Below are 25,679 nucleotides of genomic sequence, written 5' to 3' on the forward strand. Positions count from 1 at the left end.
CAGAGGAGCGTATGTTGCAGAAAAGCATGCATGAAGCCAGCGTGTGGTGGCAGAACCAGCTCATGAATTGACTTTCCACGGTTTCGGTCCATTCTTTTGCACTTGACTGAAAAGGGTGTTTGGAATGGCCAAGAAAAAGTATGAAGCGCCCGTGCTGCGCAAGGCAGGAAAGTCGTCCAGCGTGGTGGCCGGGCCGTCGCTGCCGATACCGCGATAAGACTTCTACGGCTTCGGTTTGGATGAAGCCGGAGCGGTCGGCCGCAAGGCAAGCCGCGCTGCAGGCGGGCAATCTGTCGGCGTGACTGCGGGTAACGGTCCGTCCGGTCCCGCAGGCTAAGGCAAGTTCATAAGCCGCCTGTTCGGGATATGGGCAAGGCCCCTCCGTTACAGTCCCCAGCGCAGCGCGGCTGTGTGCACCGGCGCGTCCCACATTGACGTTGCCTCGTCATCCAGCATGGTCAGCGTGATCGAGCAGCCGGCCATGTCGAGCGATGTCACGTAGGACCCGACCAGCGAGCGGGTCACCGTCACGCCCTGTTTTTCGAAGATGTTTCGGGCGCTGTTGTACATCAGATAGAGCTCCATCAGCGGCGTGCCGCCAAAGCCGTTGATGAACAACAGTGCCGGGCCTTTCGCCCTGTCGCCGAGATCGCCCAGGATCGCGGCGCAAATCTCTTCGGCGATCGCATCGGCGCTTTTCAACGTGTCGCGACGCCGGCCGGGCTCGCCATGAATGCCGACGCCGAATTCCATCTCGCCATCACCAATCTCGAAGGTCGGCCTGCCGGCCGCCGGCACCGTGCAACTGGTCAGCGCCACGCCCATCGAACGCGTCGCGCTGTTGATGCGACCGCCGAGCGCCTTGAGATCCGCCAGCGCCATGCCTTGCTCGGCGGCGGCGCCGACGATCTTCTCCACCACCAGCGTGCCGGCGACGCCGCGCCGGCCGGTCGTAAAGGACGAATTCTCGACGGCGACGTCATCATTGATCACCACCTGCAGGACGCCGTCGGCCATTTCGCCGGCCATGTCGAAATTCATCACGTCGCCTTCATAGTTCTTGACGATGAACAGGCAGCCGGCGCCGGTATCGACGGCGGCGGCCGCCGCCAGTATCTGGTCCGGCGTTGGCGAGGTGAAGACCTGGCCGGGGCAGGCGGCGTCCAGCATGCCGTGACCGACAAAGCCGGCATGCAACGGCTCGTGGCCGGAACCGCCGCCCGAGATCAGCGCCACCTTCCCCGGCTTCATCACCTTGCGGCGAATGAATTTGTGCTCCTCGCCCAGCACCAGGATGTCGGCATGAGCTGCAACGAAGCCGTTGAGGCTTTCGGTCAGCACCGTGTCGACGGAATTCATAAACTTCTTCATGTGTCCTCCCGACACAACACGATCAGCCGCCACTCCTGCCGGTGATGCTGGTGATCTTCTGGATGAATTCGTTGATCGCCTTGTCGAGCGCTGCATTCTGCTTGTCGTCGCCGAAATCGGGCACGATCAGCGAGACATGCCGGGTCTTGCGCATGCCTGCCGCAACCGACATCTTGCCGGGATGCGCCAGATGATAGGCAGCCAGAAACTGATCGCGCTCGGCCGGACTGAAATGGCAGACCGAAAAAATAGCCGGCAGATGTTTTGACGGGATCGGGGTCGAATAGGCCGCGCTGGAAATCTGGGTGACGAAGCTGCGGTGCTTGCCAAGCGCGTCGGCAAGGCGTTGTCGCATACCCGACGGTCGCTGGTCGATGACCTGCGACAGGATCGTCTTGTAGGCGCGGATCGCCTCTTCGGAGCCGGCTTCTGGTGTCTTGTCGGCCATCTCAGTCATCCTAGACCGATGCATCCGAGATGGCCGCCTTGGCCATGGCGAGTTGGGCGGGAGCCACCGAGAGATCCCGCAGGCCGGCCTCGAGCAGTGCCGGGATCGATGCCGGATCGCCGCCGGCATCGCCGCACAGGCTGACTGGGATTTTCGCGCGCAGGCCAAAAGCGGCAACCGAGCCGATCAGCCGCAACACGGCGGGATGGCGGACAGAATTAAGATGCGCCACGGCTGCGTTATCGCGGGCAGCCGCCATTACATATTGGGTCAGATCGTTCGAACCGATCGAGAAGAAGGCGACATCGGCGAACGCCTCCGGCGCGATCGCCACCGAAGGCACCTCGACCATGATGCCGAGCGGCGGCATTTTTTGCGCGATGCCGCGCGCGGCAAGCCCGGCCTGCTCCTCCACGAACAGAGCGGCGGCGCGTTGGTATTCCTCCGCGACGGCGATCATCGGAAACATCACCTTCAGATTGCCGTGCACCGCCGCGCGCAGCAGCGCCCGGATCTGTACGCGAAACACCTCCGGCCTTGCCAGCGACAGCCTGATGCCACGCAGCCCGAGGAACGGGTTGCTCTCCTCGACGGTGAAGCCCGGCACCGGCTTGTCGCCGCCGGCGTCGACGGTACGGATGGTCACCGGCTTGTCGCCTGCCCATTCCAGCACCTTGCGATAGGCCTGGTATTGCGTCTCCTCGTCCGGCGGCGCCTTGCCGAACAGGAATTCGGTGCGCATCAGCCCGACCCCGTCGCAGGTCGAAATGTCGATGCCGTCGACCTCGGACGGATCGGCGATGTTGACCTGCACGCGCACTGTCGTCCCGGCCCGGGTTACCGCCGGTTTCGCGAGATAGACTCCGGCCTTGTCTCGATGTGCCACAAACGAGGACGAGGACCGGTGGAACGCTTCGATCTCGGTCGTGGTCGGCGAAAGCACGATACCGCCATGCTCCGCATCGAGCAGAGCCAGACCGACGGGATTAGCCGGCGAAGCGCCAAGCCCCACCACCATCGGCACGCCGCGCGAGCGCGCCAGCATGGCGACGTGGCTGGCGGCGCTGCCGGCCCTCAGCGCGATGCCGCCGCCGGTGCTCCAGTCGGTCTCGAGAAAGCGCGTCGGCGCGATGTCCTCGCCATAGAGAATGGCGCCCGCTGGTGGAGCGCTCTCCTGCTCCTCGGTAAGGGCGCGCAGCACGCGGTCGCGGATATCGCTGATATCGGCGGCGCGAGCCCGGAAATAGTCCTGGTCTGACGTTTCGTAGCCGGAGATCTCGGCGTCCAGCGCCTGTCGCCAGGCCATGTCAGCCGGCATGCCGGACGCGATCGCGGCAAAAGCCGGGCCGGTCAGGGCATCGTCCTCAAGCATGGCGAGCTGGAATTCGAGAATGCCGGCGGCCTCCTCATCGGCGGTTTCAATCAGGGTCGCGAGCCGGTCAGCCGAACTGGCGATAGCTGCTTCCAATGCAGCCTTTTCCTCGCCGGCTGTCGCCTTCCGTGAGTAGTGCGCGGTGCCGTTGTCGAGATTGAACAGCGGCCCCTCGGCGTAGCCGGCGGAGGCCGAAATGCCTTGCAGCCTAAGCGGTTCGGGCATGGCCCGCGCCTTCGTCGAAATCGCGCCGCACCAGCTCGACCAGCGCTCTCACGGCATCATCGGCGCCGTCGCCTGTGGCCCGGATGTGCAGCATGGTGCCTTTCGGCGCCCTGGCCGCCATCACCTTGACGATGCTCTTGGCGTCGAACCATGGGCCGTTGGCAGAAAGCGCAATCTCCACCTCGGCCGCAAAGCTCTTGGCAAGCTTGGTGAACTTCACCGAAGGGCGCGCATGCAGACCCACCTCGTGGGTGATCAGGACGGTCGCTTCGGCAAAGGCGGACATCAGGTCAAAATTCCCGTTCACTCACGACGGCGACAATTCATGCGCCGTCGCCACCACTTCCTTCAGCGAGGCGCCGCCGGAGGACTCGGTCGCCGCCATCACCGCGCCTTCGACGATCGGCGCGTTGCAGACGATGATCTTCTGCGCCCGCGGCTCGCCGATCATTTCCACCGCCATTTCCGAATTGGTCTCGGCGCCGCCGAGATCGACCAGTATGGCGACGCCCGCCTCCGACCACGCCTTGTCGATGGCGCCTATGATCGCTTCGACGCTGGTGCCGAGCCCGCCATGGCCGTTTCCGCCGCACCATGCAAGCGGCACTTCGTCGCCCACCATCTGCCGCACCATGTCGGCCGTGCCTTCGGCAACCAGCGGGGAATGCGAGACGATGACGATGCCGACATTGCTCATGCTTGGCCCTCGACGGTTTCGGCGACGGTCCGCACCAGCAGCGCCACAGAGCGTCCGCCGGCATCCATATGACCGATTGAGCGGTCGCCGAGGAATGAGGCGCGACCGCGTGTTGCCTTCATCGGCACGGTCGCCTCGGCAGCCATGTCGGCGATATCTGCAATTTCCATGGCCGTCTTTCCTTCGACCAACGCGTCCTGCACAGGTTGCAGCACATCGAGCATGGTCTTTTGACCGACCTGGGATTTGCCTCTGGCGGCCACAGCTTCGATTGCCTTGCCGAAAGCAGCCGCCAGATTGGCACGATCCGGCTCTCCCGAAATCTCCTTGCCCAGCGCCAGGAACAATGTACCGAAGAGCGGCCCGGATGCACCGCCAACCGTCATCACCAGCTTGGTGCCGATCGCCTTCAGCGCCTCGGGCAGCGGCTTGGCCGAAAACGCCTCGGCATCGGCACGCAAGGCCTCAAACCCGCGCTTCATGTTCAGCCCATGGTCACCGTCGCCGATCGCCTGGTCGAGCGCGGTCAACTCTTCCGAGTGAGCGGCGATCGTGTCCGCGGCGGCGGTGATTAGCCTGGCAAGGTCGAACGCTGCCATGTCCAGATTCCCGGTTTCGAACCTGCCGGCAGTATCGCAAGAGTTTTCATTCGACAATCGAAGCATGCCGTCAGGCCGCTGCATGCAGCGCGGCGGCGGCCGCGAACACTTCGGCCACGGCATGGGCGCCAGGGTCGACTACGCCCTGCAATTTGGTGCCGACATAGGCGGAGCGCCCGGCCTTCGCCTTCTCCATGGCCGCGGTCGCCTCGGCGCCGTGCCGTGCCGCTGTAGCCGCGGCATCCAGCCCCTTGGCATCGAGCGCCTTCAGCCCCGGCTCCAAGGCATCGACCATGGTGCGGTCGCCGACCCTGGCGCCGCCATAGAAGGTCATCCGGTCAAGCCCGGCAAGCAGCGCCTTGGACAGGGTTGCTCCGCCGTTCGAAGCCTGAGCCGCCGCCGTGAAGAAGATCGACAGCAAGACGCCTGAGGAGCCGCCCATTGCGACGCCCAGACTATCGCCTATAGCCGCAAGTGTGGCGGCAGGGTCGGCCAGCGGCAGCGCATCGAGCCGTTCCAGCACGCTGCGCGCGCCGGTCGCAACCGTCGAACCGGTATCGCCATCGCCCGCCTTGGCGTCGAGCCCGTTCAGTGTCTCTTCGAGCGCGATCAGCCGTTCGCAGACCGTGATGATCAAACGCCTGGTGCCGGAATCCTGGCTGGCCCTTTGGGCTGCGCTGTTTCCAGCCGCTTTCGCCATAGGCACGATAGCCGGCGCGACGACGGTTTTGGCCGGCATCCAGGCATGTGGGCCGACAGGCGCCAGCAAGCCTGCCTCGCGCGCCGCATCGAGCTTGATCAGCGACAGCGAAAAACCGTTCATGTTGAGCGCCGTCATCAGCGGTCCGGGGCCGATCGCAAGCTTCACGGTCTTGGCCAGCGGCGAGGCCAGCACGGCATTGGCGACCAGCGACATTTCGAGCGGCGGCACCGAGCCGAGATTGTTGATGAGCAACGCGTGGCTGGCGTTCGGGTCGAGCCGCGCGGCCAGCCGCTCCGCCATGATCGCCACAAGTCTGTCGGCGCTCTGCACGGCGATGCGCTCGACGCCCGGCTCGCCATGGATGCCGAGGCCGAGTTCGCCGTCATTTTCGCCGAACCGCTCTTCATGTGGCTGGCCAGGGATCGAGCAGGACGACAGCGACATGCCGAGCGAGATGATGTCCTTCGCCGCCGCGCGAGCCGCTGTCGCGATCGCTGTCAGACCGCTTCCCGTCTCCGACAAATGGCCTGATATCTTGTGCACGAACAAGGTGCCGGCGACGCCGCGCGGCTGGTTGATATCGGGCAAGGCAATGTCGTCGGCGACGATCGCCATCTCGACGCGAAACCCCTCGGCGCGCGCCTTCTCGGCCGCGAGGCCGAAATTGAGGCGGTCGCCGGTGTAGTTCTTGACGATCAGCAGGCAGCCAGCCGGGCCGGTCACCGCGCGAATGGCCGCCAGGACCGCCTCGACGCTGGGCGAGGCAAAGATCTCGCCCGAGACCGCCGCCGTCAGCATGCCCTTGCCGACAAACCCGGCATGCGACGGCTCGTGCCCGGCACCGCCGCCGGAGACGACGGCAACCTTTGCCTTATCCCAGTCGGCGCGCAGCACGACCTTGATCTCGGGATAGCCGTCGAGGCGGGCGAGATCGCCGGAACCGATAGTCCGCAACAGCCCGTCCAGCGCCTCGGTGACGATCGTTTCCCTGCGGTTGAAAAAGTGCTTCATCGAATTCGTCCTGTATTCGTCAATCAGAAGCCGGTGCCGTGCCCTTGGCGAGACACCGAAAACCTCACATCAGTCTTTGTCCGTCGGCGCCGAAATAAAGTGGCGAGCGGTAGCGGATCACCACTTTGTCGCCCTCGGCCAGATCCGTATCGGGGTCGGTGAGCGTCACCAGTTTCTTCGGGCCGACCGTAACATGCAGATGGTTCTGGTCCCCGAGATGTTCGACCCAGTCGACGACGCCGTCGGCATGGCCGCTTGCGGTCTTCTCGATCGACAGATGCTCGGTGCGCGCGCCGATGGTCTTGGTTCCGGTCGGCGCCCCACCATCAGGCAGCAGCCCGGCCGGCAGCAGGTTGATCGCCGGCTGGCCGAGGCGGGCCGCGACATGAAGGTTGGCCGGCTCCGAATAGATTGTGCGCGGCGTGCCGATCTGCACCAGCACGCCGTCATTGAGGATGCCGATGCGATCGGCCATGGTCATCGCCTCGATCTGGTCGTGCGTGACATAGAGCATGGTGGCGCCGAGTTCGGCCTGGATGCGCTTGAGTTCGAGCCTGAGATCGGCGCGCAATTTGGCATCCAGCGACGACAGCGGTTCGTCCATCAGATAGATCGACGGTTTGCGCACCAACGCTCGGCCGATGGCGACGCGCTGCATCTCGCCGCCCGACAGCTTGGTCGAGCGGTTGGCGAGCTTGTGGTGGATGCGCACCATCTTTGCCACCTCTTCGACGCGGCGGCGAATCTGGTCCTCCGGTACTTTCCGCGCTGGCGAACGCAGCGGGAAGGCGAGGTTGTCGTAGACCGACAGATGCGGGTAGAGCGAATATTGCTGGAACACGAAGGCGGTGTCGCGCTCGGCCGGCGACAGCGTCGTCGCATCGTGGCTGCCAATATGGATCGTGCCGCCATCCGGCCGCTCCAGTCCGGCGATCAATCTCAGCGTCGTCGTCTTGCCGGCGCCGGTCGGGCCGAGCAGCACGACGAATTCGCCATCGGCGATGTTAAGGTCGAGGCCATCGACGGCGACATGGTCGTCGAAGCTTTTTGTCACGCCCTTGATGTGCACGTCAGCCATGCTGCGCTCTCCCTTGAGAGGCGGTATCGTGAACAGCGGTGCGCACGGCGCGGCCCGAGCCCTTGTCGAACAGCGACAACCGCGCGCTGTTCAGCGTCAGGCCGACATGGTCGCCGGCAGCAAGCCGGATTTCGGCCGGTACCCGCGCCTTGATGATCCCGCCCGCCGTTTCCACGGCCACGATTTGCGTCGTGCCGAGATATTCGGTGCCATAGATGGCGCCGCGTAGTTTCGAGGCGTCGTCGAAGCGAATGTGCTCGGGGCGGATGCCGAGCGCCATGTCGGCCGGCGCGATATCCTCGCGCACTTCCGGCACCGCCACCTTGGCGCCTTGCACTACGATCTCCTTCGCCCCCTTCGCCAATCCGCCGCCAAAGCCGAGAAAGTTCATTGGCGGCGAGCCAATGAAATCGGCGACGAACATGGTTGCCGGGCGGTCGTAGATTTCGCGCGGGCTGCCGAACTGTTCGATGACGCCATGGTTCATGACGGCGATCTTGTCGGCCATCGACATCGCTTCCATCTGGTCGTGCGTGACATAGACGGTGGTGGCGTGGATGCGGTTGTGCAGCTCGCGCAGTTCATGCACCATCAGATCGCGGAATTCGGTGTCGAGCGTGCCGAGCGGCTCGTCCATCAGGAAGCATTTTGGCCGTCGCACGATGGCGCGACCGAGCGCCACGCGCTGGCGGTCGCCGCCGGCAAGGCCCGAGACCGATTTGTTGAGCAGATGGTCGATGCGCAGCAGCTTCGCCGTTTCCTCGACACGGCTTCGAATCTCGGCCGAGGGCATGCCTTGCGCGAGAAGCGGGAAGCCGATGTTCTTGCGCACGTTCATATGCGGATAGAGCGCGAACAGCTGGAAGACGAAGGCGATGTCGCGTTCGCGCGCCCGGCGCATGGTGACGTCCTCGCCGCCGAGCAGGATCTGGCCGCCGGTCGGCAATTCGAGGCCGGCGACCATGCGCAGCGTCGTCGTCTTGCCGCAGCCCGAGGGACCAAGCATGACGAAGAACTCACCATCTTCGACGACGAAGCTGGAATCCTGCACCGCGACGAAATCGCCGAAGGCCTTTCTCAAATGCTGGACGCGGATTTCGGCCATGATTATCCCGGGAACTTCGAGACGATGATGAACATCACCGTGCCGGCGAGCATGGTGATGAAGGAGTAGGTGTAGAGCGCCAGCGCGAAGGGCTGGAACAGCATCAGGAATCCAATGGCGATCAGCGTCGTGGCGATGTTTTCCATCAGGCCGCGCCGGGCCCAGCGAGGCCAGGATGACTTTTTGGAGATGGCTGGGCGCGTCATGCGCAGCTTCCTTCCTTCTGCCCGGCAACGGGGCGAGACGGTTGCCAGGTGGTTCCCCCACTCCGTCGCTGCTTCGCAGCGCCACCTCTCCCCCCTCCGGAGGGAGAGGAAGGGAGCCTGGCTGAATGAAGTTCGCGTCCTTCCTCTACCCCGTCGATCGGGGGAGAGGTGTCGAGCGAAGCTCGACGGAGTGGGGGTCGACCTGGCACACCAATCATTTGCGCACCGCCCCAAAAGTGATGCCGCGCAGCAACTGCTTGCGTAGCAGGATGGTGAAGACCAGGATCGGCACCAGGAAGATGGTCGTGCCGGCCGCCACCGCCGGCCAGTCCTGGCCGCCTTCGCCGATGATGGTCGGGATGAAGGGCGGCGCGGTCTGCGCGGTGCCGGAGGTCAGGAGTGCGGCGAACGCATATTCGTTCCAGGCGAAGATCAGGCAGAAGATGGCGGTCGCGGCGATGCCGGTAGTCGCTTGCGGCAGCACGGTGCGCCAGAAGGCCTGCAGCCTGGTATAGCCGTCGATCATCGCCGCTTCCTCATACTCGCGCGGGATCTCGTCGATGAAGCCTTTCAGCAGCCACACCGCGAGCGACACGTTGACCGCGGTGTAGAGCAGGATCATGCCCAGCGCGGTGTCGGACAGGCCGAGCTCGCGGTACATCAGGTAGATGGGAATCGCGACCGCGATCGGCGGCATGAAGCGCGTCGACAGGATGAAGAACAGAAGGTCATCGGCCAGCGGCACCTTGAAGCGCGAGAAACCATAGGCAGACAGCGTGCCGAGGAAGACCGCGCAGAAGGTCGAGCCGAAGGCGATGATCAGCGAATTGACGAAGCGCGGCAGGAAATTGGACGGGCCGGCAATCACCATGTTGCGCTTGCGCGAGGTCTCGTCGCAGAAACCGGTCGCGGGTCCGAGCGAGTTGATATACTCGGGCGTTTGCCTGGTGCGCGTCGTGAACAGGTTGCAATAGCCCTCGATGCTCGGCTGGAACAGAATCTTGGGCGGATAGGCGATCGAATCCGGCGGCGTCTTGAAGCTGGTGGCGAAGATCCACAGCAGCGGCACGATCGAGATCAGCGCGTAGAGCACGATGATCGTGCCGGCGATCCGCTTCGAATTGGCCGAGGGGGCGACGACGGAGTGGGCGGTGGTCAGGCTCATCTCTGCTTCACCTTGTTCAGCGCCTTGACGTAGATGTTGGCCAGCCCGAACACCGCGACGAACAGGATGATGGCGAAGGCCGAGGAATATCCGGTGCGCCAGCTCTCGAAGGCCTGCCGCTTCAGCGTGATCGAGGCGACCTCGGTGGTCGAGCCCGGCCCGCCACCGGTCAGCAGGTTGACCATGTCGAACATCTTGAAGTTCTCGATGCCGCGAAACAGCACTGCCAGCATGATGAAGGGCAGCGCCATGGGCAGCGTGATCGACCAGAACTGCCGCCAGTTGGACGCGCGGTCGACCTCGGCGGCTTCATAGATGTATTCGGGGATGGAGCGCAGGCCGGCGAGACAGATCAGCATGACATAGGGCGTCCACATCCAGGTGTCGACGATGATGATCGACCACGGCGCCAGCGACACGTTGGACAGCATCTGGATGTCGGTCGGTGGTATCCGGGTGACGAACGAGATGGCGTAGGCGAACAGGCCGATCTGCGGCTCGTAGAGGAAACGCCAGAAATTGCCGACCACCGCCGGCGACAGCATCATCGGCACCAGGATGATGGTCGTCCAGAAGGCGTGGCCGCGAAACTTCCTGTCGATCAGCCATGCCAGCGTGAAACCGATCAGCGTCTGCAGCAAGATCGTCCAGAACACGAAATGCGCCGTCGTCTGCATGGCGATCCAGATGTCCTGGTCGCCGAGGATGCGCTGGTAGTTGGCGAAGCCGAGGTTTTTCACCACCTCGTTCGGGCGGTTCGCGCGGAAGTTGGTGAAGGACAGGTAGATCGCCCAGAACAGCGGGAAGATGTTGATGGCCAAGAGCAACAGGATCGTCGGCGAGATGAACAGCCAGGCGAGGCCCTTGTCGCTGATGCCCCGGACCTTGCGGGCCAACGGCTCCGGGGTCGCCCGGGCAACGTTCTCCGCAGTCCGATTGAGCATGGTGAGTCCTGCTTCGGTCACGTCAAGTCTCGACACTGGAATTTATCTGAACTGCGTCCCGTGCCAAGGGCGGCACGGGACCAAGAGCATGAAGCCGAAAAGTGTGAAGCGGTTTTCGGACGACATCATGCTCTCTCTCTTTTTAGCCCGAGGCGGATGATTTCTGGTCGATTCGGCCTGAAAATCATCCGCCTCTGGGGTCAGGCTCGGGAGGAGCCGTTGGTCCGGTTACATCTTGCCGTCGTCCTGGAACACTTGCGTCCAGTCCTTGACCAGGCCGTCAAGCGCGTCCTTGGCCGAACCCTGGCCGGCAACGACATAGTCGTGGAAGCGCTTCTGCGACGCCTGCAGCAGCGGTGCGTAGCTCGGCTCGGCCCAGAAGTCCTTCACGATCGCCATCGAGTCGAGGAAGGTCTGCGCATAAGGCTGGCTGGACGGGAAGGCCGGGTCCTTGACCACCGCGTTCAGGCAGGAATAGCCGCCGAGCGACCACCATTTGGCCTGCACATCCTTGTCGGCGAACCACTTGATGTATTTCAGCGCCGATTCCTGCTTGTCTGAATAGGACACCACCGAAATGCCCTGGCCGCCAAGCTGCGCAAACTGGGCGCCACCGGGACCCTTCGGATTGACGAAGTAGCCGATCTTGTCGCCGCCGACATTCTCGTCCTTCTGCAGGCCGGGCCAGGTGAAGGCGAAGTTCATGTGCATGGCCACCTGACCGGATTTGAAGGCGTCGACGCCTTCGCCCATATAGCTGTTCGAGGCACCCGGAGGCGTGCAGCAATCGTAGAGCGACTTGTAGAACTCCAGGCCTTTGACCGCGTCTGGCGAATTGACGAAGCCTTCCATCTCGTAGGGCTTCTTGGGGTTTTCATACTGGAAGCCGTAGCTGTAGAGCACGTCCATGGCGCCCATGGTGATGCCTTCCGAGCCACGCTCGGTGTAGATCGAAGCGCCATAGACGGTCTTGCCGTCGATCTCGCGCTTCTGGAAGAACTCGGCGACCTGCTTCAGTTGGTCGAAGGTGGTCGGCGGGCCGAGATCCCAGCCATATTTTTCCTTGAATTCCTTTTGCAGCTCCGGCTTGGAGAACCAATCCTTGCGGTAGGTCCAGCCGACGACGTCGCCCATGGCCGGCAGCGCCCAGTAATTCGGCGTGTTCTTCGGCCATTCGGAATAGCCGACGACTGTTGCCGGCACAAAGTCGTCCATGCTGATCTTCTCCTTGTCGAAGAAGTCGTTCAGCTTGACGTAGTGGCCGTTCTCGGCCGAGCCGCCGATCCACTGGCTGTCGCCGATGATCAGGTCGCACAGTTTGCCGTGCGAGTTGAGCTCGTTGAGGAAGCGGTCGGCATAGTTGGTCCACGGCACGAATTCGAATTTCATGCCGATGCCGGTTTCCTTGGTAAAATCCTTGGACAGTTCGACCAGCGCGTTTGCCGGATCCCAGGCGGCCCAGCAAAGCGTCAGGTCTTCAGCGTGCGCAACGTTCGAGACGGCTGTCGACGCGGTAATCGCCGAGGTCAGTCCCAACGCCAGTTTCAAGCTCGATTTCATGCCTTCCTCCCATTTGCGAAACGCGCCCGGATGGCCGTTTCAAGAACCCCTCAACCCTCGCTCCTCCGAGGGGCTAAACACGGCGCGCTATGCGTCGCCAGGGCGGCGCGGTGCGTCGCAGATGTTTAGTAATTTGTTTAGTGATGCAATTTTTACTAAACAAGGCAAGCGAATTCGTCGCTGCGCCGCAACATGGCGAAACGGCGATTGAAATCGTTGGGAAATGATTGCCGGACGGCTCGCCCGGAAGTTGCTTAGCCGGGGTCGCCTATAATTTTCGTCTGCGGCGTCACCGGCCGAACAGGGGGCGCGGGCGGCAGCAGCGCGCGGATGTCGGCGAAGGGAAATGTCGGCTCGAATCGGAAGGCCTCGGCCAGGGAGCCGGGAACGCTGTTGCATTGCCCGGCGCGAAACTCATTCTGGACGCGCGCTCTGTCGACATATTGCTCCGGCCACTGCGACTGGTGCGCTCGGATCGCCTGCGTCTTGATATCGCCGTAGGCGGAAATGTCGACGTAATGCGTCGGCGCAAAGCCGGTGCCGCCCATCGTGTCGGCATGCAGCACGGGGACGCCGAACGAGGCCGCGATGCGCACGCCGTCCGACAAAGCACGATGGTCGGCGTGATAGTCGTTGGGGGCATGCGTGATAACCAGATCCGCCGCGGTCTCGCGTATCAGCGCTTTCAGCGAAGCGATCAGTGCCGCATCAGCCACCAGTTCGCCGTCGGGAAAGTCGAGAAAGCGAAGGGTTGCGCCGAGCAGCGCCGCAGCGGCCGCCGCCTCGTCGCGGCGGACACGAGCCAAAACGCTCGGGTCGCCCATGCCGCCCCTGGCGCCATCCGTGGCCACGGCAAAAGTCAGTTCTGCGCCTTGCGTGGCATAGGCAGCCAGCGTACCGAACATGAATATCTCGATGTCGTCGGGATGCGCGCCGAGCGCCAATACCTTCACTGCACTCTCCCCGGAAATGGAAAAACGTGACGAACGGAATCCTGCTCGCCCTCATCGCCTATGCAAGCTATTCGTGCAGCGATGCCGTTATCAAGAGCCTTGGCGGACAGTTCACCGTCTTCGAGATCGGCTTCTTCATCACGCTGTTTGCCGGCTGCTTCCTGTTTTTCAGCCGCCCAGTCGATGAGCGCTGGCGCGACTTCTGGCGCACCGGGCGGCCATGGGCGGTGCAGGCCCGCGCCTGGGCCGGCATCGCCTCGGGCGTGCTCAGCGTCTACGCCTTCACCACCATTCCGCTGGCCGAGACCTATGCACTGATCTTCCTGGCGCCGCTTTGCGTTACCATTCTCTCGACCGTCATCCTGAAAGAAAAGGTCGGTCCATGGCGCTGGCTGGCGGTGGTTGCCGGCTTTGCAGGTGTCATGCTGGTGGTGCGGCCAGGTTTTCGCGAGTTGCATCTCGGACACCTTGCCGCCTTCACGGTGGCCTTCCTTGCCGCGGCGAGCGTCATCCTGATGCGGTCGCTCGCCCAGCAGGAAAAGCGCACCACCATGCTCGGCGTGCTCATCGGTTACGGGCTGCTGTTCAACGGGGCCGGCACCATCGCCACATCGTTCACCCTCCCCAACGCCATGCAGCTGCTGTGGCTGGTGCTGGGCGGCGCCTTTACCGCCGGCGGCCAATTGCTGCAGCTGCTGGCCGCCAAACACGCACCGGCCAACCGCATCGCGCCGACGCATTATTCGCAGATCGTCTGGGCGGTGATCCTCGGTGCGTTGTTCTTCCAGGAGTATCCGGACTGGATATCGCTGGTCGGCTTGGCCGTCGTTGGCGCGTCCGGCCTGCTCACCATGGTGCGCGAGGAGGTGCGGCTGGGCACGGTGCGCTGGAACCCGTTTGCGCGCACGAGGCTTTGATCCGGTTGCATGGCCATAGTGACCGCTGATATGCGGACGCAATGACGACGAGATCCTTGCCGGAGCTTCCGGTATCCGCCGTGCTGCCGGCCCTGAGCCAGGCGCTCGGCTCCGGCAACAGCGCCGTCCTGGTGGCGCCGCCCGGCGCCGGCAAGACGACGCTGGTGCCGCTGGCGCTGCTCGATGCGCCCTGGCTGGCCGCCGGCAAGATCGTCCTGCTCGAACCGCGCCGCCTCGCCGCCCGCGCGGCCGCCCGCCGCATGGCGGAATTGCTTGGCGAAGAGCCCGGCGCCACCGTCGGCTATGCCCTGCGCATGGAAAACCGCACGTCGGCACGGACCAGAATTCTCGTCGTTACCGAAGGCGTGCTGGCGCGCATGATCCTCGACGATCCGGAGTTGCCCGGCGTCTCGGCGGTGATCTTCGACGAATTCCACGAGCGCTCGCTCGACGGCGATTTCGGCCTGGCGCTGGCGCTCGACGTGCAGGGCGCGCTGCGGCCGGATTTGCGGCTGCTGGTGATGTCGGCAACGCTCGATGGCGCGCGCGTCGCGAAACTCCTGTCCGGCGCCCCGGTGATCGAAAGCCAAGGCCGTGCGTTCCCCGTCGATGTCAGATACGACGAACGGCCGGCCGGCGTTCCCGTCGAAGACGCCATGGCCAAGGCTATCCGCTCCACCCTTGCCGAGGAGAGCGGCAGCGTGCTCGCCTTCCTGCCCGGCCAGCGCGAGATCGAGCGCACCGCCGAGCGGCTGCAGGGCCGCCTCGGCGCCGACACCGACATCGTGCCGCTCTACGGCCAGCTCGACAACACGGCGCAGGACGCCGCGATCAAGCCGGCGCCGCCCGGTCGCCGCAAGGTGGTGCTGGCGACGTCGATCGCCGAGACCTCGATTACCATCGACGGCGTGCGCGTCGTCATCGATTCCGGCCTGTCGCGGCTGCCGCGCTACGAGCCGGCGAGCGGCCTGACCCGGCTGGAGACGGTGCGTGTTTCCAGGGCGTCGGCCGATCAACGCGCCGGTCGCGCCGGACGCACGCAGCCAGGTGTCGCCATTCGGCTGTGGCGGGCCGAGCAGACGGCGGCCCTTCCCGCGTTCACCCCGCCCGAGATTCTGGAAGCCGATCTGTCCGGGTTGCTGCTCGATTGCGCCGCCTTCGGCGTCGCCGATCCCGCAAGTCTCTCCTTCCTCGATCCGCCGCCCATTCCCGCGCTTAACGAGGCGCGGGCGCTGCTCACGGCGCTGCACGCCATCGACGCGGCCGGACGGCTGACGGAGGCAGGCGGCGCGATGCGCAAGCTGGCGCTGCCCGTGCGGCTCGCACACATGGTCGCTGAAGCCGCTGGCGGCGGCCACGCGCTCGAAGCTGCGATGCTAGCCGTCCTGCTCACCGAGCGTGGCCTTGGCGGCGACGGCGCCGACCTCGAACGGCGCCTGATGCGCTTCCGCACGGAAAAGTCACCGCGCGCCGTTGCGGCAAGGCAGCTTGCCGGGCGATTGGCGAAGCAGGCGGGCGGCGCCAAGAGCAGCGAAACCGCTTCTGCCGGTCTTCTCCTCATCCACGCCTGGCCGGACCGTGTCGCCAGAGCGCGCGGCGAGCGCGGGCGTTTCGTGCTCGCCAACGGCTCCGGCGCCATGCTCGACGCCGCCGATCCGCTGGCCGGTGAGACCTGGCTGGTCGTCGCCGATCTGCAAGGCAAGGCGCAAAATGCCCGCATCACGGCGGCGGCAGCCGTCGACGAGGCCGACATCCGCGCCGCACTCTCCGACAGGATCGAGACTCGCCGCGAGACAAGCTTCGACCGCGAGCGGCGCGCGGTGCGCGTGCGCGAGACCGCCAGGCTCGGCGCCATCACTTTGTCGGAGCGCATGCTGCCCGCACCAACTGGAACAGACGCCGACCGCGCCATCCTGGATGCCTTGCGCGAGCACGGCCTGTCGCTGCTGGAATGGGGCAAGGACGGCGAGACGCTGCGCCAACGGCTTGGCTGGCTGCATCGCGGCCTCGGCGCGCCTTGGCCCGATGTTTCGGAAGCCGCCCTGCTCGAACGCCTCGACGACTGGCTGCTGCCGTTCCTGTCGGGCAAGGCGTCCTTCGCCGCCATCGAACCCGGCGTGCTGTCGTCGGGCCTGATGGCGCTGGTGCCGCATGATTTGCAGCGCAAGATCGGCACACTGGCGCCGACCCATTTCGACGCGCCGTCCGGCAGCCATGTGCCGATCCGCTATGACGGCGAATGGCCGGTGCTGGCGATCCGCGTGCAGGAACTATTCGGCCTTGACCGCCATCCGGCAATCGCCAACGGCACCGTGCCGCTGACGCTCGAGCTGTTGTCGCCGGCGCACCGGCCGATCCAGACGACGCGCGACCTGCCCGGCTTCTGGCGCGGCTCCTGGGCCGATGTGCGCACCGACATGCGCGGCCGCTATCCCCGCCATGTCTGGCCGGAAAATCCGCTGCTCGCTGCGGCCACCGCCCGCGCCAAACCGCGAGGGACCTAGCGCTCGTCCTTTCCCGGCTATAATCCTTGGCCATGATCAACATCGTGCACGCGCCAGACTTCCAGCAAAGCCAGCGGCTGCGCCTCAACACGCTGATCCGGCTGCGCTGGCTGGCCATCGTGGGCCAGAGCCTGGCGGTGCTGGTCGTCGCCTATGGGCTCAAATTCCCGCTGCCGGTCAGCCTCTGCTTCGCGCTGGTCGCCTGCTCGGCCTGGCTTAACCTGGTGCTGACCTTCCGCTATCCGGCAGCGCACCGGCTGACCCCGTTCTCAGCCTTTTTCATCCTGACCTTCGACAGCCTGCAGCTTGCCGGCCTGCTCTTTTTGACTGGCGGCCTCACCAACCCGTTCTCGGTGCTGATGACCGTGCCCGTCGTCATCTCGGCGGCGTCGCTGCCGCTGCGGCTGACTGCGGTGCTCGGCGCGCTGGTCATGGCGGCGGCCACGTTGCTGGTCTTCTTCCACCAGCCGCTGCCATGGTATGAGGGCGCGCCGCTGCCCATGCCATTCATCTATGTCGCCGGCATATGGATGGCGGTGTTTTCCTCGATCGCCTTCACCGCCATCTATGCCTTCCGCGTCGCCGAGGAAGCCCGCCTGCTCGCCAATGCGCTTGCCGCCACCGAACTGGTGTTGCAGCGCGAGCAGCATCTGTCGGCTCTGGATGGGCTTGCCGCCGCCGCCGCGCACGAACTCGGCACGCCGCTCGCCACCATCGCCCTTGTCTCCAAGGAGATGGAAAAGGCACTTGGCGACGACCCAAAATACGGTGAGGACGTCAAACTTCTGCGGTCGCAGAGCGAGCGCTGCCGCGAGATCCTGAAGCGGCTGACCAGCCTGTCCTCCGAGGGCGAGGCGCATCTGTCGCGTCTGCCGCTGACCTCGCTGGTCGAGGAGGTGACCGCGCCGCACCGCGATTTCGGCATCTCGATCAAGCTTCGGCCGGGCGAGCGCGTCGGCCCCGAACCGGTGGGACGACGCAACCCCGGGGTCATCTACGGCCTCGGCAATCTTGTCGAGAACGCCGTCGACTTCGCCCGCAACAGTGTGACGGTGCGATGGAGCTGGGACGAACTCGACGTCACCTTCTCGATCATCGATGACGGGCCGGGCTTTCCCCCCGAAATCATCGATCGCATCGGCGAGCCCTATATGTCGACACGCCAGGGCAACGAGGCCGGCGGTGGCCTTGGACTCGGGCTGTTCATTGCCAAGACCTTGCTCGAACGCTCCGGCGCCACGCTCGATTTCCGCAATTCGAGCGGGCTGGGCGAGGGCGCCATCGTGCAGATATCGTGGCCCCGCACCGTCTTCCTCAACCCGGAATCGGTGGGGATCTCGATGTTCGACACCGCGTAAAAGCCTGGCGGAGGCGGCAAAATTGGACAATGGCGTTCAGGAACTATATCTGCGTAAAATTAAGGCAGCAGGATTTTTTAAGATAATGACTGGCGAAGAAGCAATTGGCGCAATGGTTGAAGGCGAGGACACCTCGCTGCTCATCGTCGACGACGACAAGCCGTTCCTGACGCGGCTGGCCCGCGCCATGGAAACCAGGGGTTTCGTGGTCGAGACGGCCGAGAGCGTCGAGGAGGCAGTGGCCAAGGCGCGCGCCCACCCGCCGGCCTATGCGGTGGTCGACATGCGGCTCGGCGACGGCAACGGCCTCGACGTCGTCGCCGCCATCCGCGAGAAGCGCGACGATGCCCGCACCGTCATCCTCACCGGCTACGGCAACATCGCCACCGCGGTGACCGCGGTGAAGCTCGGCGCCATCGACTATCTGTCGAAGCCGGCTGACGCCGACGACGTGTTTGCAGCGCTCACCCGCACCGCCGGCGAGCGCGCCGCCCCCCCGGAAAATCCGATGTCGGCCGACCGCGTGCGCTGGGAACACATCCAGCGCGTCTACGAAATGTGCGACCGCAACGTGTCGGAAACCGCGCGCCGGCTCAACATGCATCGCCGCACGCTGCAGCGCATACTCGCCAAGCGCGCACCACGCTGAGGTTCACGCGCCGGCGGCGCCGGCCGCCAATTGCCGACCTCAGCGCTGCCCCTCACCTGCCTGCCGGCGTCCTCTCCCCGTATAGAGACGGGGGAGAGGGGCGCTCTCATCGCCGGCTTCGCCAATCGCCGGCGTTGCAGGAGACGACGGCGAGGCTGAAGCTGCTGTCCAGCCGATAGATGGGTAACACTTTGAACCGGATACATAGGTGACACTTCTCTCCCCCTATGCGTCCGCCGCAGCGCCAAGCGGATTGGTTGGNCCAGCCGATAGATGGGTAACACTTTGAACCGGATACATAGGTGACACTTCTCTCCCCCTATGCGTCCGCCGCAGCGCCAAGCGGATTGGTTGGGGCGGCGCCAACGCTGGAAACAGTTGCGCTTGCCGTGCCATCGACCTTTGCCCATCATCGGCAATAACGCCGCCGGAAAACCCGGCAACGGAGCACACATGCGCGACAAGCAGCCGAAATCCATCCTTCGCGAATTCCTCGACGGCGAGGCGGCGGGCGGCATCATCCTGATGGTTGCGGCAGCCCTTGCGCTGATCGTCGCCAATTCACCATTGGCCGGAACCTATTTCGCCGCTCTCCACGCCTATCTCGGCCCGCTCAGCGTGTCGCACTGGATCAATGATGGGCTGATGGCGGTGTTCTTCCTGCTGGTCGGCCTCGAGATCAAGCGCGAGATGCTCGACGGTCAGCTCTCGACCTGGCCGCGCCGCGTGTTGCCGGGCGTCGCCGCCGCCGGCGGCATGCTGGTTCCCGCGCTGGTCTATGTCGCCATCAACCGCAACAACGCCGCCGCGCTCTCCGGCTGGGCGATCCCGACCGCCACCGATATCGCCTTTGCGCTCGGCGTACTGTCGCTGCTCGGCAACCGCGTGCCGGCGTCGCTCAAGATCTTTCTCACCGCGCTCGCCATCATCGACGATCTCGGCGCCGTCATCATCATCGCCATCTTCTACACAAGCGGCCTGTCGCTGGCCTATCTCGGTGCGGCCTTCGCCGTCATCGCGGTGCTCATCGTGCTCAACCGCATGCGGGTGACGAGGCTGACGCCCTACCTAGTGCTCGGCGCCGTGCTGTGGGTGCTGGTTCTGAAATCGGGCGTGCATGCCACGCTGGCCGGCGTCGCGCTGGCGCTCACCATTCCGCTGAAAATCTCTGCCGGTAGCGGCCACGATCTCGACCATTCGCCGTTGCACCGGCTCGAACACGGCCTGCACAAGATCGTGCCCTTCTTCGTCATCCCGATCTTCGGCTTTGCCAATGCCGGCGTGTCGCTGGCCGGCCTCAGCGCCTCTGCCCTGGTCGAGCCGCTGACGCTCGGCGTTGCCGCTGGCCTGGTGCTGGGCAAGCTGGTCGGCGTCTTCGGCTCGTCCGCGCTTGCCATCCGGCTCGGCTTCGCCGACCTGCCGGTCAATGCCGGCTGGCTGCACATGATCGGCATTTCGCTGCTCTGCGGCATCGGCTTCACCATGAGCCTGTTCATCGGCCTGCTCGCCTTCGCCAACGACATGGCGCTGCAGGACGCCGTCAAGGTCGGCATCCTGGCGGGGTCCTTCGTTGCAGCGCTGCTGGGTGCCGCCGTGCTCCTGATGGCGCCGGCGGCAGGGGTGGAGGAGGTGGTGGAGTAGGTGTTCTTGGGTTCCTCTCCCCACTTCGTGGGCGAGGAACTTGAGCTTCGTCTACTCGCTCTCCCCCGCCAGCGCCGGCACCGCCACACCCGCCAGCTCCGCCGCCAGCAGCCGCGCCGCACCCGCCCGCGCAATGCGCAGCATCAGCGCCTTGCGCGTTGCCGCCGCCATCCGGTGCTCCGGCGCATCGCGCAGGATCTCCGCGCCATAGCCGTCGGAAAGGATGAAGCCGCATTCCTCCGGGAAGATCTCCGAGGGCACGCCCGGATGGGTGGCGAAGAAGAAGCGGTCGGAGTGCAGCCGATAATCCGGCCATTTGCGGTCGACGCGAAAATCCTCGATCGAGGATTTGACCTCGATGATCCAGATATCGCCCTGCCTGGTCAGCGCCACAAGGTCGGCGCGCCGCCCGGTGGCCAGCGACAGTTCGGGCAGCACATGCATGCCCATTTGCATAAGCAGCCGCTGCACGCCACGCCGCACCAGCATGGCGCGTTCCGACTGGCGGCCGTCGATCAGGGGATTGAGGAGAATCGGGGAGATGATCGGCATGGCAGCCACCATGCCAGATTTTGTTCACGGTTTGAACCCTGTGTGACCATGGCGATCGTATGGTTGACAAACCCATAGGCGAATTTTCTCTCGCAATGATAAGAAGCACGGTCCTTGGCACGAGGGGAGACACCATGGGGTTTTTGGGATTCATCAACCGGCTTTTCCCCGCGACCGAAGAGTTGCGCCGGTACTCAGCGATCGCGGGTCCCTATTCATTCATGTTTCTGGTGAAGCGCATCCCAGCCGAAAACCGGAAATTCGTACGCTTCCGCCTCAGCCATATGGGAGCGGTCCAGGATAGTTGCACATTCAGCGTCGAGGAGTTCGGTTCCCTCGTTGATGCCGTCCTGAAGACAAAGGCAGAGCTAGATGACCCACTGCTCACGAGCGCTACCCAGCCGTAGGGGAATGGCGGCGATTATACGGTTGACAGAACTGAGGCTGCGACTTGATCCGAGCGCCTTCCGCGATCGCACCATATCTGTATCGGCGCGGTCTGGTATTGCTCCGGAACGCCCCTGCGTCCGCCGATCAACTTCCGTTCTTAGCTATAAGGCGGCCGGACTAAAGTCTTGCGCCGTGAACGCAAAGGTCTGATGTAACCGCTTTGGTTCCGTTCTTGTCCCTTGGACGTTCCCGTATTTTAGTCAGTCGAGATACTACCTATATGGCCGAAGCCGGCCTGTTCTCGAGTAGCGCAGCCCCCGCAATGTCATCCAAAATCGGGCAATCCGGCCGGTCGTCACCATGGCAGGCCTGGATCAGCGTCTGCAAGGTCGTGCGCATCGACTGCAGCTCGCGCACCTTTTCCTCGATGGCGCTCACATGGGCGGCGGCAATCTCGCGCACATCGTGGCTGGCGCGGCTGCGATCGCGGTAGAGCGCCATCAGCTGGCGGCAATCGTCGATTGAAAAGCCGAGGTTGCGGGCACGGCGCAGGAAGGCCAGCCGATGGATGTCGTCGCTGGAATAATCGCGATAGCCATTGCCGGCGCGCGCCGGCGCGATCAGGCCGATCTCTTCATAGTAGCGGATGGTCTTGGCCGGCAGGCCGGACCGCGCCGCGGCATCGCCTACATTCATTGTGATTCCTCGATGTGGTTCCCTGATTCTAGGCTATCCGACAGGGCCGCCCATTGTTTTTCCTTCACAATCCCGTGAGTCCTGTTGCCGAAATGCCATAGTTGACGGCTTACCGGCACGTAAGCTCCTGCATATAGGCATCGCGCGCTTGGCAAGCAAAGCAAATGCCAGCATGAATGATTTCAGGAAAAGCGGCCGTAACGTGTCGCGACATCTTGGCGGGGCATCGGACCATTTCATGCGCATGAAGTCATTTGCAATCGTCGCCGCACTTGCGTTGTCGGCCGCGATCTCGGGTTGCAGCACGATCGGCTCGCAACTGTTCACCAACAACTACGGTTCGGTGAACGATGCAGGCTACCAACTGCCGCGCATCCCGATCGAGAGGGTGCCGCTGAAGTACCACCGGCAAGAGGTGAACTACGACACCTCGGAAAAGCCGGGCACCATCGTCGTCGATACCCAGAACAAGTTTCTCTACTTCGTCGAAGGCGACGGCCGGGCGATCCGCTACGGCATCGGCGTCGGCCGCGAAGGCTTTGAATGGCACGGCACCGCCCATATCGCGCTGAAGCGCGAATGGCCGACCTGGACGCCGCCGCGGCAGATGATCCAGCGCCAGCCGGAGCTAGCGAAGTTCGCGAGCGGCATGGAGCCGGGCTTGAAGAACCCGCTCGGCGCGCGCGCCATGTATCTGTTCAACAAGGGCGGCGATATGGGCTACCGCCTGCACGGCAGTCCGGAATGGAATTCGATCGGCAAGGCGATGTCGTCAGGCTGCATCCGGCTGATGAACCAGGACATCATCGACCTCTACGACCGCACGTCGGTCGGTGCCAAGGTCATCGTGATGTAGGGACCATGATCCGGAACCGAGGTCCACGAAAGCGAAAAGTGGAACCGGTTTTCGGGAAGATCATGGTCAAAATAGGCGTTACCCTTCGTACGCGGACCGTCTAGGCAACAACGGACGTCCAAAACAGAAAACCGGGCAATCTGGCCCGGTTTTTTGTTGCTCGCTCGAATGCGTGAAGGGGTCTTAGGAGACCTGCTCGACCTGCTGTACTTCCGGCACGAAGTGGCGGAGCAGGTTCTGGATGCCGTGCTTCAGCGTCGCCGTCGAGGACGGGCAGCCGGCGCAGGCGCCCTTCATGTGCAGGAACACGGTGCCGTTCTCGAAGCCGCGGAAGGTGATGTCGCCGCCATCCTGGGCAACCGCCGGGCGCACCCTGGTGTCGAGCAGTTCCTTGATGGTGATGACCAGTTGCTCATCGGCCTTGTCGTAGAATTCGCCGGTCTGGCTGGTCTCGGCGGCGGGGCCGGCGTTGATCATCACGGGCGCGCCCGACATGAAATGCTCCATGATGGCGCCCAGGATCGCCGGCTTCAGGTGCTGCCAGTCCGGGCCGTCCTTGGTCACGGTGATGAAGTCATAGCCGAAGAAGACGCCGGTCACGCCGGGGATCTCGAACAGCCGGCCGGCCAGCGGCGATGCGCTGGCTGCACTGTCGACGTCGCGGAAATCGGCGGTGCCTTCAACAAGGACTTCCTTGCCGGGCAGGAACTTCAGCGTTGCCGGGTTCGGCGTCGATTCGGTCTGGATGAACATGGCCGTCTCCGTGCCCCAGTCGGGCAGCTAGTTTGGAATAGTTCTAAATAGGCTCAATCGGCTGGACATTCAAGCGAAACGCGTCGCTCAAAACGGCTGGCTGGCGGAATGTTTTTGCTGGCTGGGAATGAATCCCGCGCGGGCTATAAATCCAGGATCGTGATGTTATCCGAAACCGCTTCACACTTCCGGCATCACTCTCTATGCGAGGCTGTCGATCTCCTCGTCAGACAGGTTCTGCGGCACCACTGTGACCGGAATAGGGAAGGCGGCGCCCTTGCCGGCAACAGCCCCGACCAGCGGCCCGGGTCCTTCCTTGCCGGCACCTGCCGCCAGCACCAGGATGGCGATGTCCTGGTCTTCCTCGATCAGCTTGTGGATCTCTTCGGTCGGCTTGCCTTCGCGCACCACCATCTCGGGCTCGATGCCAAGCTTCTGGCGCACCTTGTTGGCGTAGCCGTCGAGTGCCGCGCGTGCCGTGGCATTGGCTTCCTCGCGCATGATCTTCTCGACGCCCAGCCAGTGCTGAAAGTCGTCCGGTGTGATGATGTAGAGCAGCACCAGCGTGCCGCTGGTGCTCTGCGCCCGCTTGGAGGCGTAGGCGACGGCGCGCTCGCACTCCGGCGTGTCGTCGATGATCGTCAGGAATTTCCTGCGATGGCCGGCTTCGCGACTGAGGCGTTTGGAGACCATGTCTATCTACTCGATGTTTTCGGCCGCAATCTGCCACCGCGGCAGACCGGCGGCAAGCCGCCGGCCTTGGGCCAGAATGGTGCGGTGCACTGACGGTAGGATCAGCCCTGCAACAGGCCGATAATGTCGCGTACCGTCTTCATGGTGGTCCCAGCCAGCGCGCCGGCGCGTTCGCCGCCGTCTCTCAGCACCGCGTCGACATAGGCGCGGTCTCCCTCGATACGGCGCATCTCGCCGGCGATCGGCGCCAGTTTTTCCACGGCAAGGTCGGCGAGCGCCGGCTTGAACACGGAAAACTGCTGGCCGCCGAATTCCTTCAGCACGTCCGCCTTCGACATCTCGGCCAGCCCGGCATAGATGCCGACCAGGTTTTCCGCTTCCGGGCGGCTTTCCAGTCCGTCGACTTCGCTTGGCAACGCTTCCGGGTCGGTCTTGGCCTTGCGGATCTTCTTCGAGATGGTGTCGGCATCGTCGGTCAAATTGATGCGCGACAGGTCGGACGGGTCCGACTTCGACATTTTCTTCGAACCGTCGCGCAGGCTCATGATGCGCGCCGCCGGCCCGCCGATCACCGGTTCGGTTATCGGGAAGAACCCGTTTACCGTCTCTTCGCCAACCTGCATCTCGACGCCGACGCCAAGACTGGCGATGCGGCTCGAAAAATCATTATTGAACTTTTGCGCGATGTCGCGGGTCAGCTCCAGATGCTGCTTTTGGTCCTCGCCCACCGGCACATGGGTGGCGCGGTAGAGCAGGATGTCGGCGGCCATCAGCGAGGGATAGGCAAGCAGGCCCAGCGAGGCGTTCTCGCGGTCCTTGCCGGCCTTGTCCTTGAACTGCGTCATCTTGTTCATCCAGCCGATGCGCGCCACGCAGTTGAAGATCCAGGCAAGCTCGGCATGCTGCATCACCCGCGACTGGTTGAAGACGATGTGCTTCTTCGGGTCGATGCCGGAGGCAAGGAAGGCCGCGGTGATCGAGCGGGTCTGGTCGGCGAGGTCGTCATGGACGAGTTGTGCCGTCAGCGAATGCAGGTCGACGACGCAATAGATGCAGTCGGACGTTTCCTGCAGGGCGACGAATTTCTTGATGGCGCCGAGATAGTTGCCGAGATGCAGATTGCCGGTCGGCTGTACCCCGGAAAAGACGAGCTGTTTGAAGGCGGTCATGGGTTCCTCATGGCTTGTGGAGGGCCGTATAAGCGTGATTCCGAAAAGTTGCAGACTTTTCGGA

Annotated in this window: 26 protein-coding genes; 7 read left to right on the top strand and 19 right to left on the bottom strand. The window is 64.0% G+C overall.

Annotated features, from left to right (window positions below):
• Positions 1-384: 384 nt before the first annotated feature.
• From dhaK to X730_RS149640, 14 genes are all read right to left on the bottom strand, one after another.
• Entirely contained in the window at positions 385-1,371 is a 987-nt protein-coding gene (dhaK, locus tag X730_RS149705) for a dihydroxyacetone kinase subunit DhaK (RefSeq protein ID WP_023668785.1), read from the bottom strand.
• Between the two features lie 22 nt (positions 1,372-1,393).
• Positions 1,394-1,819, bottom strand: a complete 426-nt coding sequence (locus X730_RS149700; RefSeq protein WP_023668784.1) for a hypothetical protein — start codon at positions 1,817-1,819, stop codon at positions 1,394-1,396.
• A 10-nt stretch (positions 1,820-1,829) separates the two neighbouring features.
• On the bottom strand, positions 1,830-3,416 hold the full coding sequence (gene ptsP / locus X730_RS149695; protein ID WP_023702322.1) for a phosphoenolpyruvate--protein phosphotransferase: 1,587 nt from the start codon (positions 3,414-3,416) through the stop codon (positions 1,830-1,832).
• Entirely contained in the window at positions 3,400-3,702 is a 303-nt protein-coding gene (locus X730_RS149690) for an HPr family phosphocarrier protein (RefSeq protein WP_023729629.1), read from the bottom strand. Before X730_RS149690 ends, ptsP begins: the two co-directional genes overlap by 17 nt.
• A gap of 21 nt (positions 3,703-3,723) precedes the next feature.
• On the bottom strand, positions 3,724-4,113 hold the full coding sequence (gene dhaM, locus X730_RS149685; RefSeq protein WP_023668781.1) for a dihydroxyacetone kinase phosphoryl donor subunit DhaM: 390 nt from the start codon (positions 4,111-4,113) through the stop codon (positions 3,724-3,726).
• On the bottom strand, positions 4,110-4,712 hold the full coding sequence (dhaL, locus tag X730_RS149680; RefSeq protein ID WP_023668780.1) for a dihydroxyacetone kinase subunit DhaL: 603 nt from the start codon (positions 4,710-4,712) through the stop codon (positions 4,110-4,112). The genes dhaM and dhaL overlap by 4 nt, the downstream gene beginning before the upstream one ends.
• Positions 4,713-4,782: 70 nt before the next feature.
• The gene (locus X730_RS149675) at positions 4,783-6,426 is read right to left on the bottom strand and encodes a dihydroxyacetone kinase subunit DhaK (protein WP_023826498.1); all 1,644 of its coding nucleotides are present in this window, start codon (positions 6,424-6,426) and stop codon (positions 4,783-4,785) included.
• A gap of 64 nt (positions 6,427-6,490) precedes the next feature.
• Complete coding sequence (locus tag X730_RS149670) at positions 6,491-7,504, bottom strand: ABC transporter ATP-binding protein (protein WP_023826499.1); 1,014 nt, start codon at positions 7,502-7,504, stop codon at positions 6,491-6,493.
• Positions 7,497-8,609, bottom strand: coding sequence for an ABC transporter ATP-binding protein (locus X730_RS149665; RefSeq protein ID WP_023826500.1), 1,113 nt, complete (start codon positions 8,607-8,609; stop codon positions 7,497-7,499). The genes X730_RS149670 and X730_RS149665 overlap by 8 nt, the downstream gene beginning before the upstream one ends.
• Before the next feature lie 2 nt (positions 8,610-8,611).
• Positions 8,612-8,815, bottom strand: coding sequence for a hypothetical protein (locus tag X730_RS149660; protein WP_023826501.1), 204 nt, complete (start codon positions 8,813-8,815; stop codon positions 8,612-8,614).
• Between the two features lie 214 nt (positions 8,816-9,029).
• Positions 9,030-9,980, bottom strand: a complete 951-nt coding sequence (locus X730_RS149655) for a carbohydrate ABC transporter permease (protein ID WP_023711245.1) — start codon at positions 9,978-9,980, stop codon at positions 9,030-9,032.
• Entirely contained in the window at positions 9,977-10,924 is a 948-nt protein-coding gene (locus tag X730_RS149650) for a sugar ABC transporter permease (protein ID WP_031198535.1), read from the bottom strand. The genes X730_RS149655 and X730_RS149650 overlap by 4 nt, the downstream gene beginning before the upstream one ends.
• A 228-nt stretch (positions 10,925-11,152) precedes the next feature.
• Positions 11,153-12,484, bottom strand: a complete 1,332-nt coding sequence (locus tag X730_RS149645) for an ABC transporter substrate-binding protein (RefSeq protein ID WP_023826502.1) — start codon at positions 12,482-12,484, stop codon at positions 11,153-11,155.
• 254 nt (positions 12,485-12,738) lie between these two features.
• Positions 12,739-13,437, bottom strand: a complete 699-nt coding sequence (locus X730_RS149640) for a PIG-L deacetylase family protein (RefSeq protein ID WP_023715560.1) — start codon at positions 13,435-13,437, stop codon at positions 12,739-12,741.
• Between the two features lie 26 nt (positions 13,438-13,463).
• Here X730_RS149640 and X730_RS149635 point away from each other — a divergent pair, with 26 nt between their 5' ends.
• The 5 genes from X730_RS149635 to nhaA all read left to right on the top strand — a co-directional run bounded on the left by X730_RS149635 (position 13,464) and on the right by nhaA (position 20,506).
• A complete protein-coding gene (locus X730_RS149635) occupies positions 13,464-14,354 on the top strand; it encodes a DMT family transporter (RefSeq protein ID WP_023684199.1) in 891 nt (296 codons plus the stop codon).
• Between the two features lie 41 nt (positions 14,355-14,395).
• The gene (gene hrpB / locus X730_RS149630; protein ID WP_023826503.1) at positions 14,396-16,858 is read left to right on the top strand and encodes an ATP-dependent helicase HrpB; all 2,463 of its coding nucleotides are present in this window, start codon (positions 14,396-14,398) and stop codon (positions 16,856-16,858) included.
• 32 nt (positions 16,859-16,890) lie between these two features.
• The gene (locus X730_RS149625; protein WP_023692667.1) at positions 16,891-18,216 is read left to right on the top strand and encodes an ActS/PrrB/RegB family redox-sensitive histidine kinase; all 1,326 of its coding nucleotides are present in this window, start codon (positions 16,891-16,893) and stop codon (positions 18,214-18,216) included.
• A gap of 85 nt (positions 18,217-18,301) precedes the next feature.
• Complete coding sequence (locus X730_RS149620) at positions 18,302-18,865, top strand: ActR/PrrA/RegA family redox response regulator transcription factor (RefSeq protein ID WP_023672848.1); 564 nt, start codon at positions 18,302-18,304, stop codon at positions 18,863-18,865.
• A gap of 453 nt (positions 18,866-19,318) precedes the next feature.
• Entirely contained in the window at positions 19,319-20,506 is a 1,188-nt protein-coding gene (gene nhaA, locus X730_RS149615; RefSeq protein ID WP_023826504.1) for a Na+/H+ antiporter NhaA, read from the top strand.
• Positions 20,507-20,557: 51 nt separating this feature from the next.
• Here nhaA and X730_RS149610 read toward each other — a convergent pair whose 3' ends face one another.
• Positions 20,558-21,058 (bottom strand): MmcB family DNA repair protein, encoded by a 501-nt coding sequence (locus tag X730_RS149610; protein WP_023826505.1) that lies wholly within the window; start codon positions 21,056-21,058, stop codon positions 20,558-20,560.
• A 59-nt stretch (positions 21,059-21,117) separates the two neighbouring features.
• On the opposite strand from X730_RS149610, the gene X730_RS149605 reads away from it, so the two are divergent.
• Positions 21,118-21,465: a hypothetical protein gene (locus X730_RS149605; RefSeq protein ID WP_023826506.1), complete on the top strand. Its 348-nt coding sequence runs from the start codon at positions 21,118-21,120 to the stop codon at positions 21,463-21,465.
• Between the two features lie 259 nt (positions 21,466-21,724).
• On the opposite strand, the gene cueR is transcribed toward X730_RS149605, so the two are convergent.
• Positions 21,725-22,144 carry a Cu(I)-responsive transcriptional regulator gene (cueR, locus tag X730_RS149600; RefSeq protein ID WP_023703112.1) on the bottom strand — a complete coding sequence of 140 codons (420 nt, stop codon included), beginning with the start codon at positions 22,142-22,144 and terminating at the stop codon, positions 21,725-21,727.
• Positions 22,145-22,382: 238 nt separating this feature from the next.
• On the opposite strand from cueR, the gene X730_RS149595 reads away from it, so the two are divergent.
• Positions 22,383-23,000, top strand: coding sequence for a L,D-transpeptidase (locus X730_RS149595; RefSeq protein ID WP_023692663.1), 618 nt, complete (start codon positions 22,383-22,385; stop codon positions 22,998-23,000).
• A gap of 183 nt (positions 23,001-23,183) precedes the next feature.
• Here the strand turns inward: X730_RS149595 and X730_RS149590 are convergent, their stop codons facing one another.
• The 3 genes from X730_RS149590 to trpS form a co-directional block, all read right to left on the bottom strand.
• On the bottom strand, positions 23,184-23,753 hold the full coding sequence (locus X730_RS149590; protein ID WP_023826507.1) for a NifU family protein: 570 nt from the start codon (positions 23,751-23,753) through the stop codon (positions 23,184-23,186).
• Positions 23,754-23,954: 201 nt separating this feature from the next.
• Positions 23,955-24,446 (bottom strand): universal stress protein, encoded by a 492-nt coding sequence (locus tag X730_RS149585; protein WP_023672856.1) that lies wholly within the window; start codon positions 24,444-24,446, stop codon positions 23,955-23,957.
• Positions 24,447-24,547: 101 nt separating this feature from the next.
• Entirely contained in the window at positions 24,548-25,615 is a 1,068-nt protein-coding gene (trpS, locus tag X730_RS149580; protein WP_023826508.1) for a tryptophan--tRNA ligase, read from the bottom strand.
• Positions 25,616-25,679 lie beyond the last annotated feature (64 nt).

This window comes from Mesorhizobium sp. L103C131B0, assembly GCF_000502275.1.
In the GTDB taxonomy this organism is placed as follows: Bacteria; Pseudomonadota; Alphaproteobacteria; order Rhizobiales; family Rhizobiaceae; genus Mesorhizobium.

Coding starts and splice junctions, on each gene's coding strand:
- dhaK (WP_023668785.1), bottom strand. CDS start 1,371: ATGAAGAAGTTTATGAATTCCGTCGACACGGTGCTGACCGAAAGCCTC.
- X730_RS149700 (WP_023668784.1), bottom strand. CDS start 1,819: ATGGCCGACAAGACACCAGAAGCCGGCTCCGAAGAGGCGATCCGCGCC.
- ptsP (WP_023702322.1), bottom strand. CDS start 3,416: ATGCCCGAACCGCTTAGGCTGCAAGGCATTTCGGCCTCCGCCGGCTAC.
- X730_RS149690 (WP_023729629.1), bottom strand. CDS start 3,702: ATGTCCGCCTTTGCCGAAGCGACCGTCCTGATCACCCACGAGGTGGGT.
- dhaM (WP_023668781.1), bottom strand. CDS start 4,113: ATGAGCAATGTCGGCATCGTCATCGTCTCGCATTCCCCGCTGGTTGCC.
- dhaL (WP_023668780.1), bottom strand. CDS start 4,712: ATGGCAGCGTTCGACCTTGCCAGGCTAATCACCGCCGCCGCGGACACG.
- X730_RS149675 (WP_023826498.1), bottom strand. CDS start 6,426: ATGAAGCACTTTTTCAACCGCAGGGAAACGATCGTCACCGAGGCGCTG.
- X730_RS149670 (WP_023826499.1), bottom strand. CDS start 7,504: ATGGCTGACGTGCACATCAAGGGCGTGACAAAAAGCTTCGACGACCAT.
- X730_RS149665 (WP_023826500.1), bottom strand. CDS start 8,609: ATGGCCGAAATCCGCGTCCAGCATTTGAGAAAGGCCTTCGGCGATTTC.
- X730_RS149660 (WP_023826501.1), bottom strand. CDS start 8,815: ATGACGCGCCCAGCCATCTCCAAAAAGTCATCCTGGCCTCGCTGGGCC.
- X730_RS149655 (WP_023711245.1), bottom strand. CDS start 9,980: ATGAGCCTGACCACCGCCCACTCCGTCGTCGCCCCCTCGGCCAATTCG.
- X730_RS149650 (WP_031198535.1), bottom strand. CDS start 10,924: ATGCTCAATCGGACTGCGGAGAACGTTGCCCGGGCGACCCCGGAGCCG.
- X730_RS149645 (WP_023826502.1), bottom strand. CDS start 12,484: ATGAAATCGAGCTTGAAACTGGCGTTGGGACTGACCTCGGCGATTACC.
- hrpB (WP_023826503.1), top strand. CDS start 14,396: ATGACGACGAGATCCTTGCCGGAGCTTCCGGTATCCGCCGTGCTGCCG.
- X730_RS149625 (WP_023692667.1), top strand. CDS start 16,891: ATGATCAACATCGTGCACGCGCCAGACTTCCAGCAAAGCCAGCGGCTG.
- X730_RS149620 (WP_023672848.1), top strand. CDS start 18,302: ATGACTGGCGAAGAAGCAATTGGCGCAATGGTTGAAGGCGAGGACACC.
- nhaA (WP_023826504.1), top strand. CDS start 19,319: ATGCGCGACAAGCAGCCGAAATCCATCCTTCGCGAATTCCTCGACGGC.
- X730_RS149610 (WP_023826505.1), bottom strand. CDS start 21,058: ATGCCGATCATCTCCCCGATTCTCCTCAATCCCCTGATCGACGGCCGC.
- X730_RS149605 (WP_023826506.1), top strand. CDS start 21,118: ATGGTTGACAAACCCATAGGCGAATTTTCTCTCGCAATGATAAGAAGC.
- cueR (WP_023703112.1), bottom strand. CDS start 22,144: ATGAATGTAGGCGATGCCGCGGCGCGGTCCGGCCTGCCGGCCAAGACC.
- X730_RS149595 (WP_023692663.1), top strand. CDS start 22,383: ATGCGCATGAAGTCATTTGCAATCGTCGCCGCACTTGCGTTGTCGGCC.
- X730_RS149590 (WP_023826507.1), bottom strand. CDS start 23,753: ATGTTCATCCAGACCGAATCGACGCCGAACCCGGCAACGCTGAAGTTC.
- X730_RS149585 (WP_023672856.1), bottom strand. CDS start 24,446: ATGGTCTCCAAACGCCTCAGTCGCGAAGCCGGCCATCGCAGGAAATTC.
- trpS (WP_023826508.1), bottom strand. CDS start 25,615: ATGACCGCCTTCAAACAGCTCGTCTTTTCCGGGGTACAGCCGACCGGC.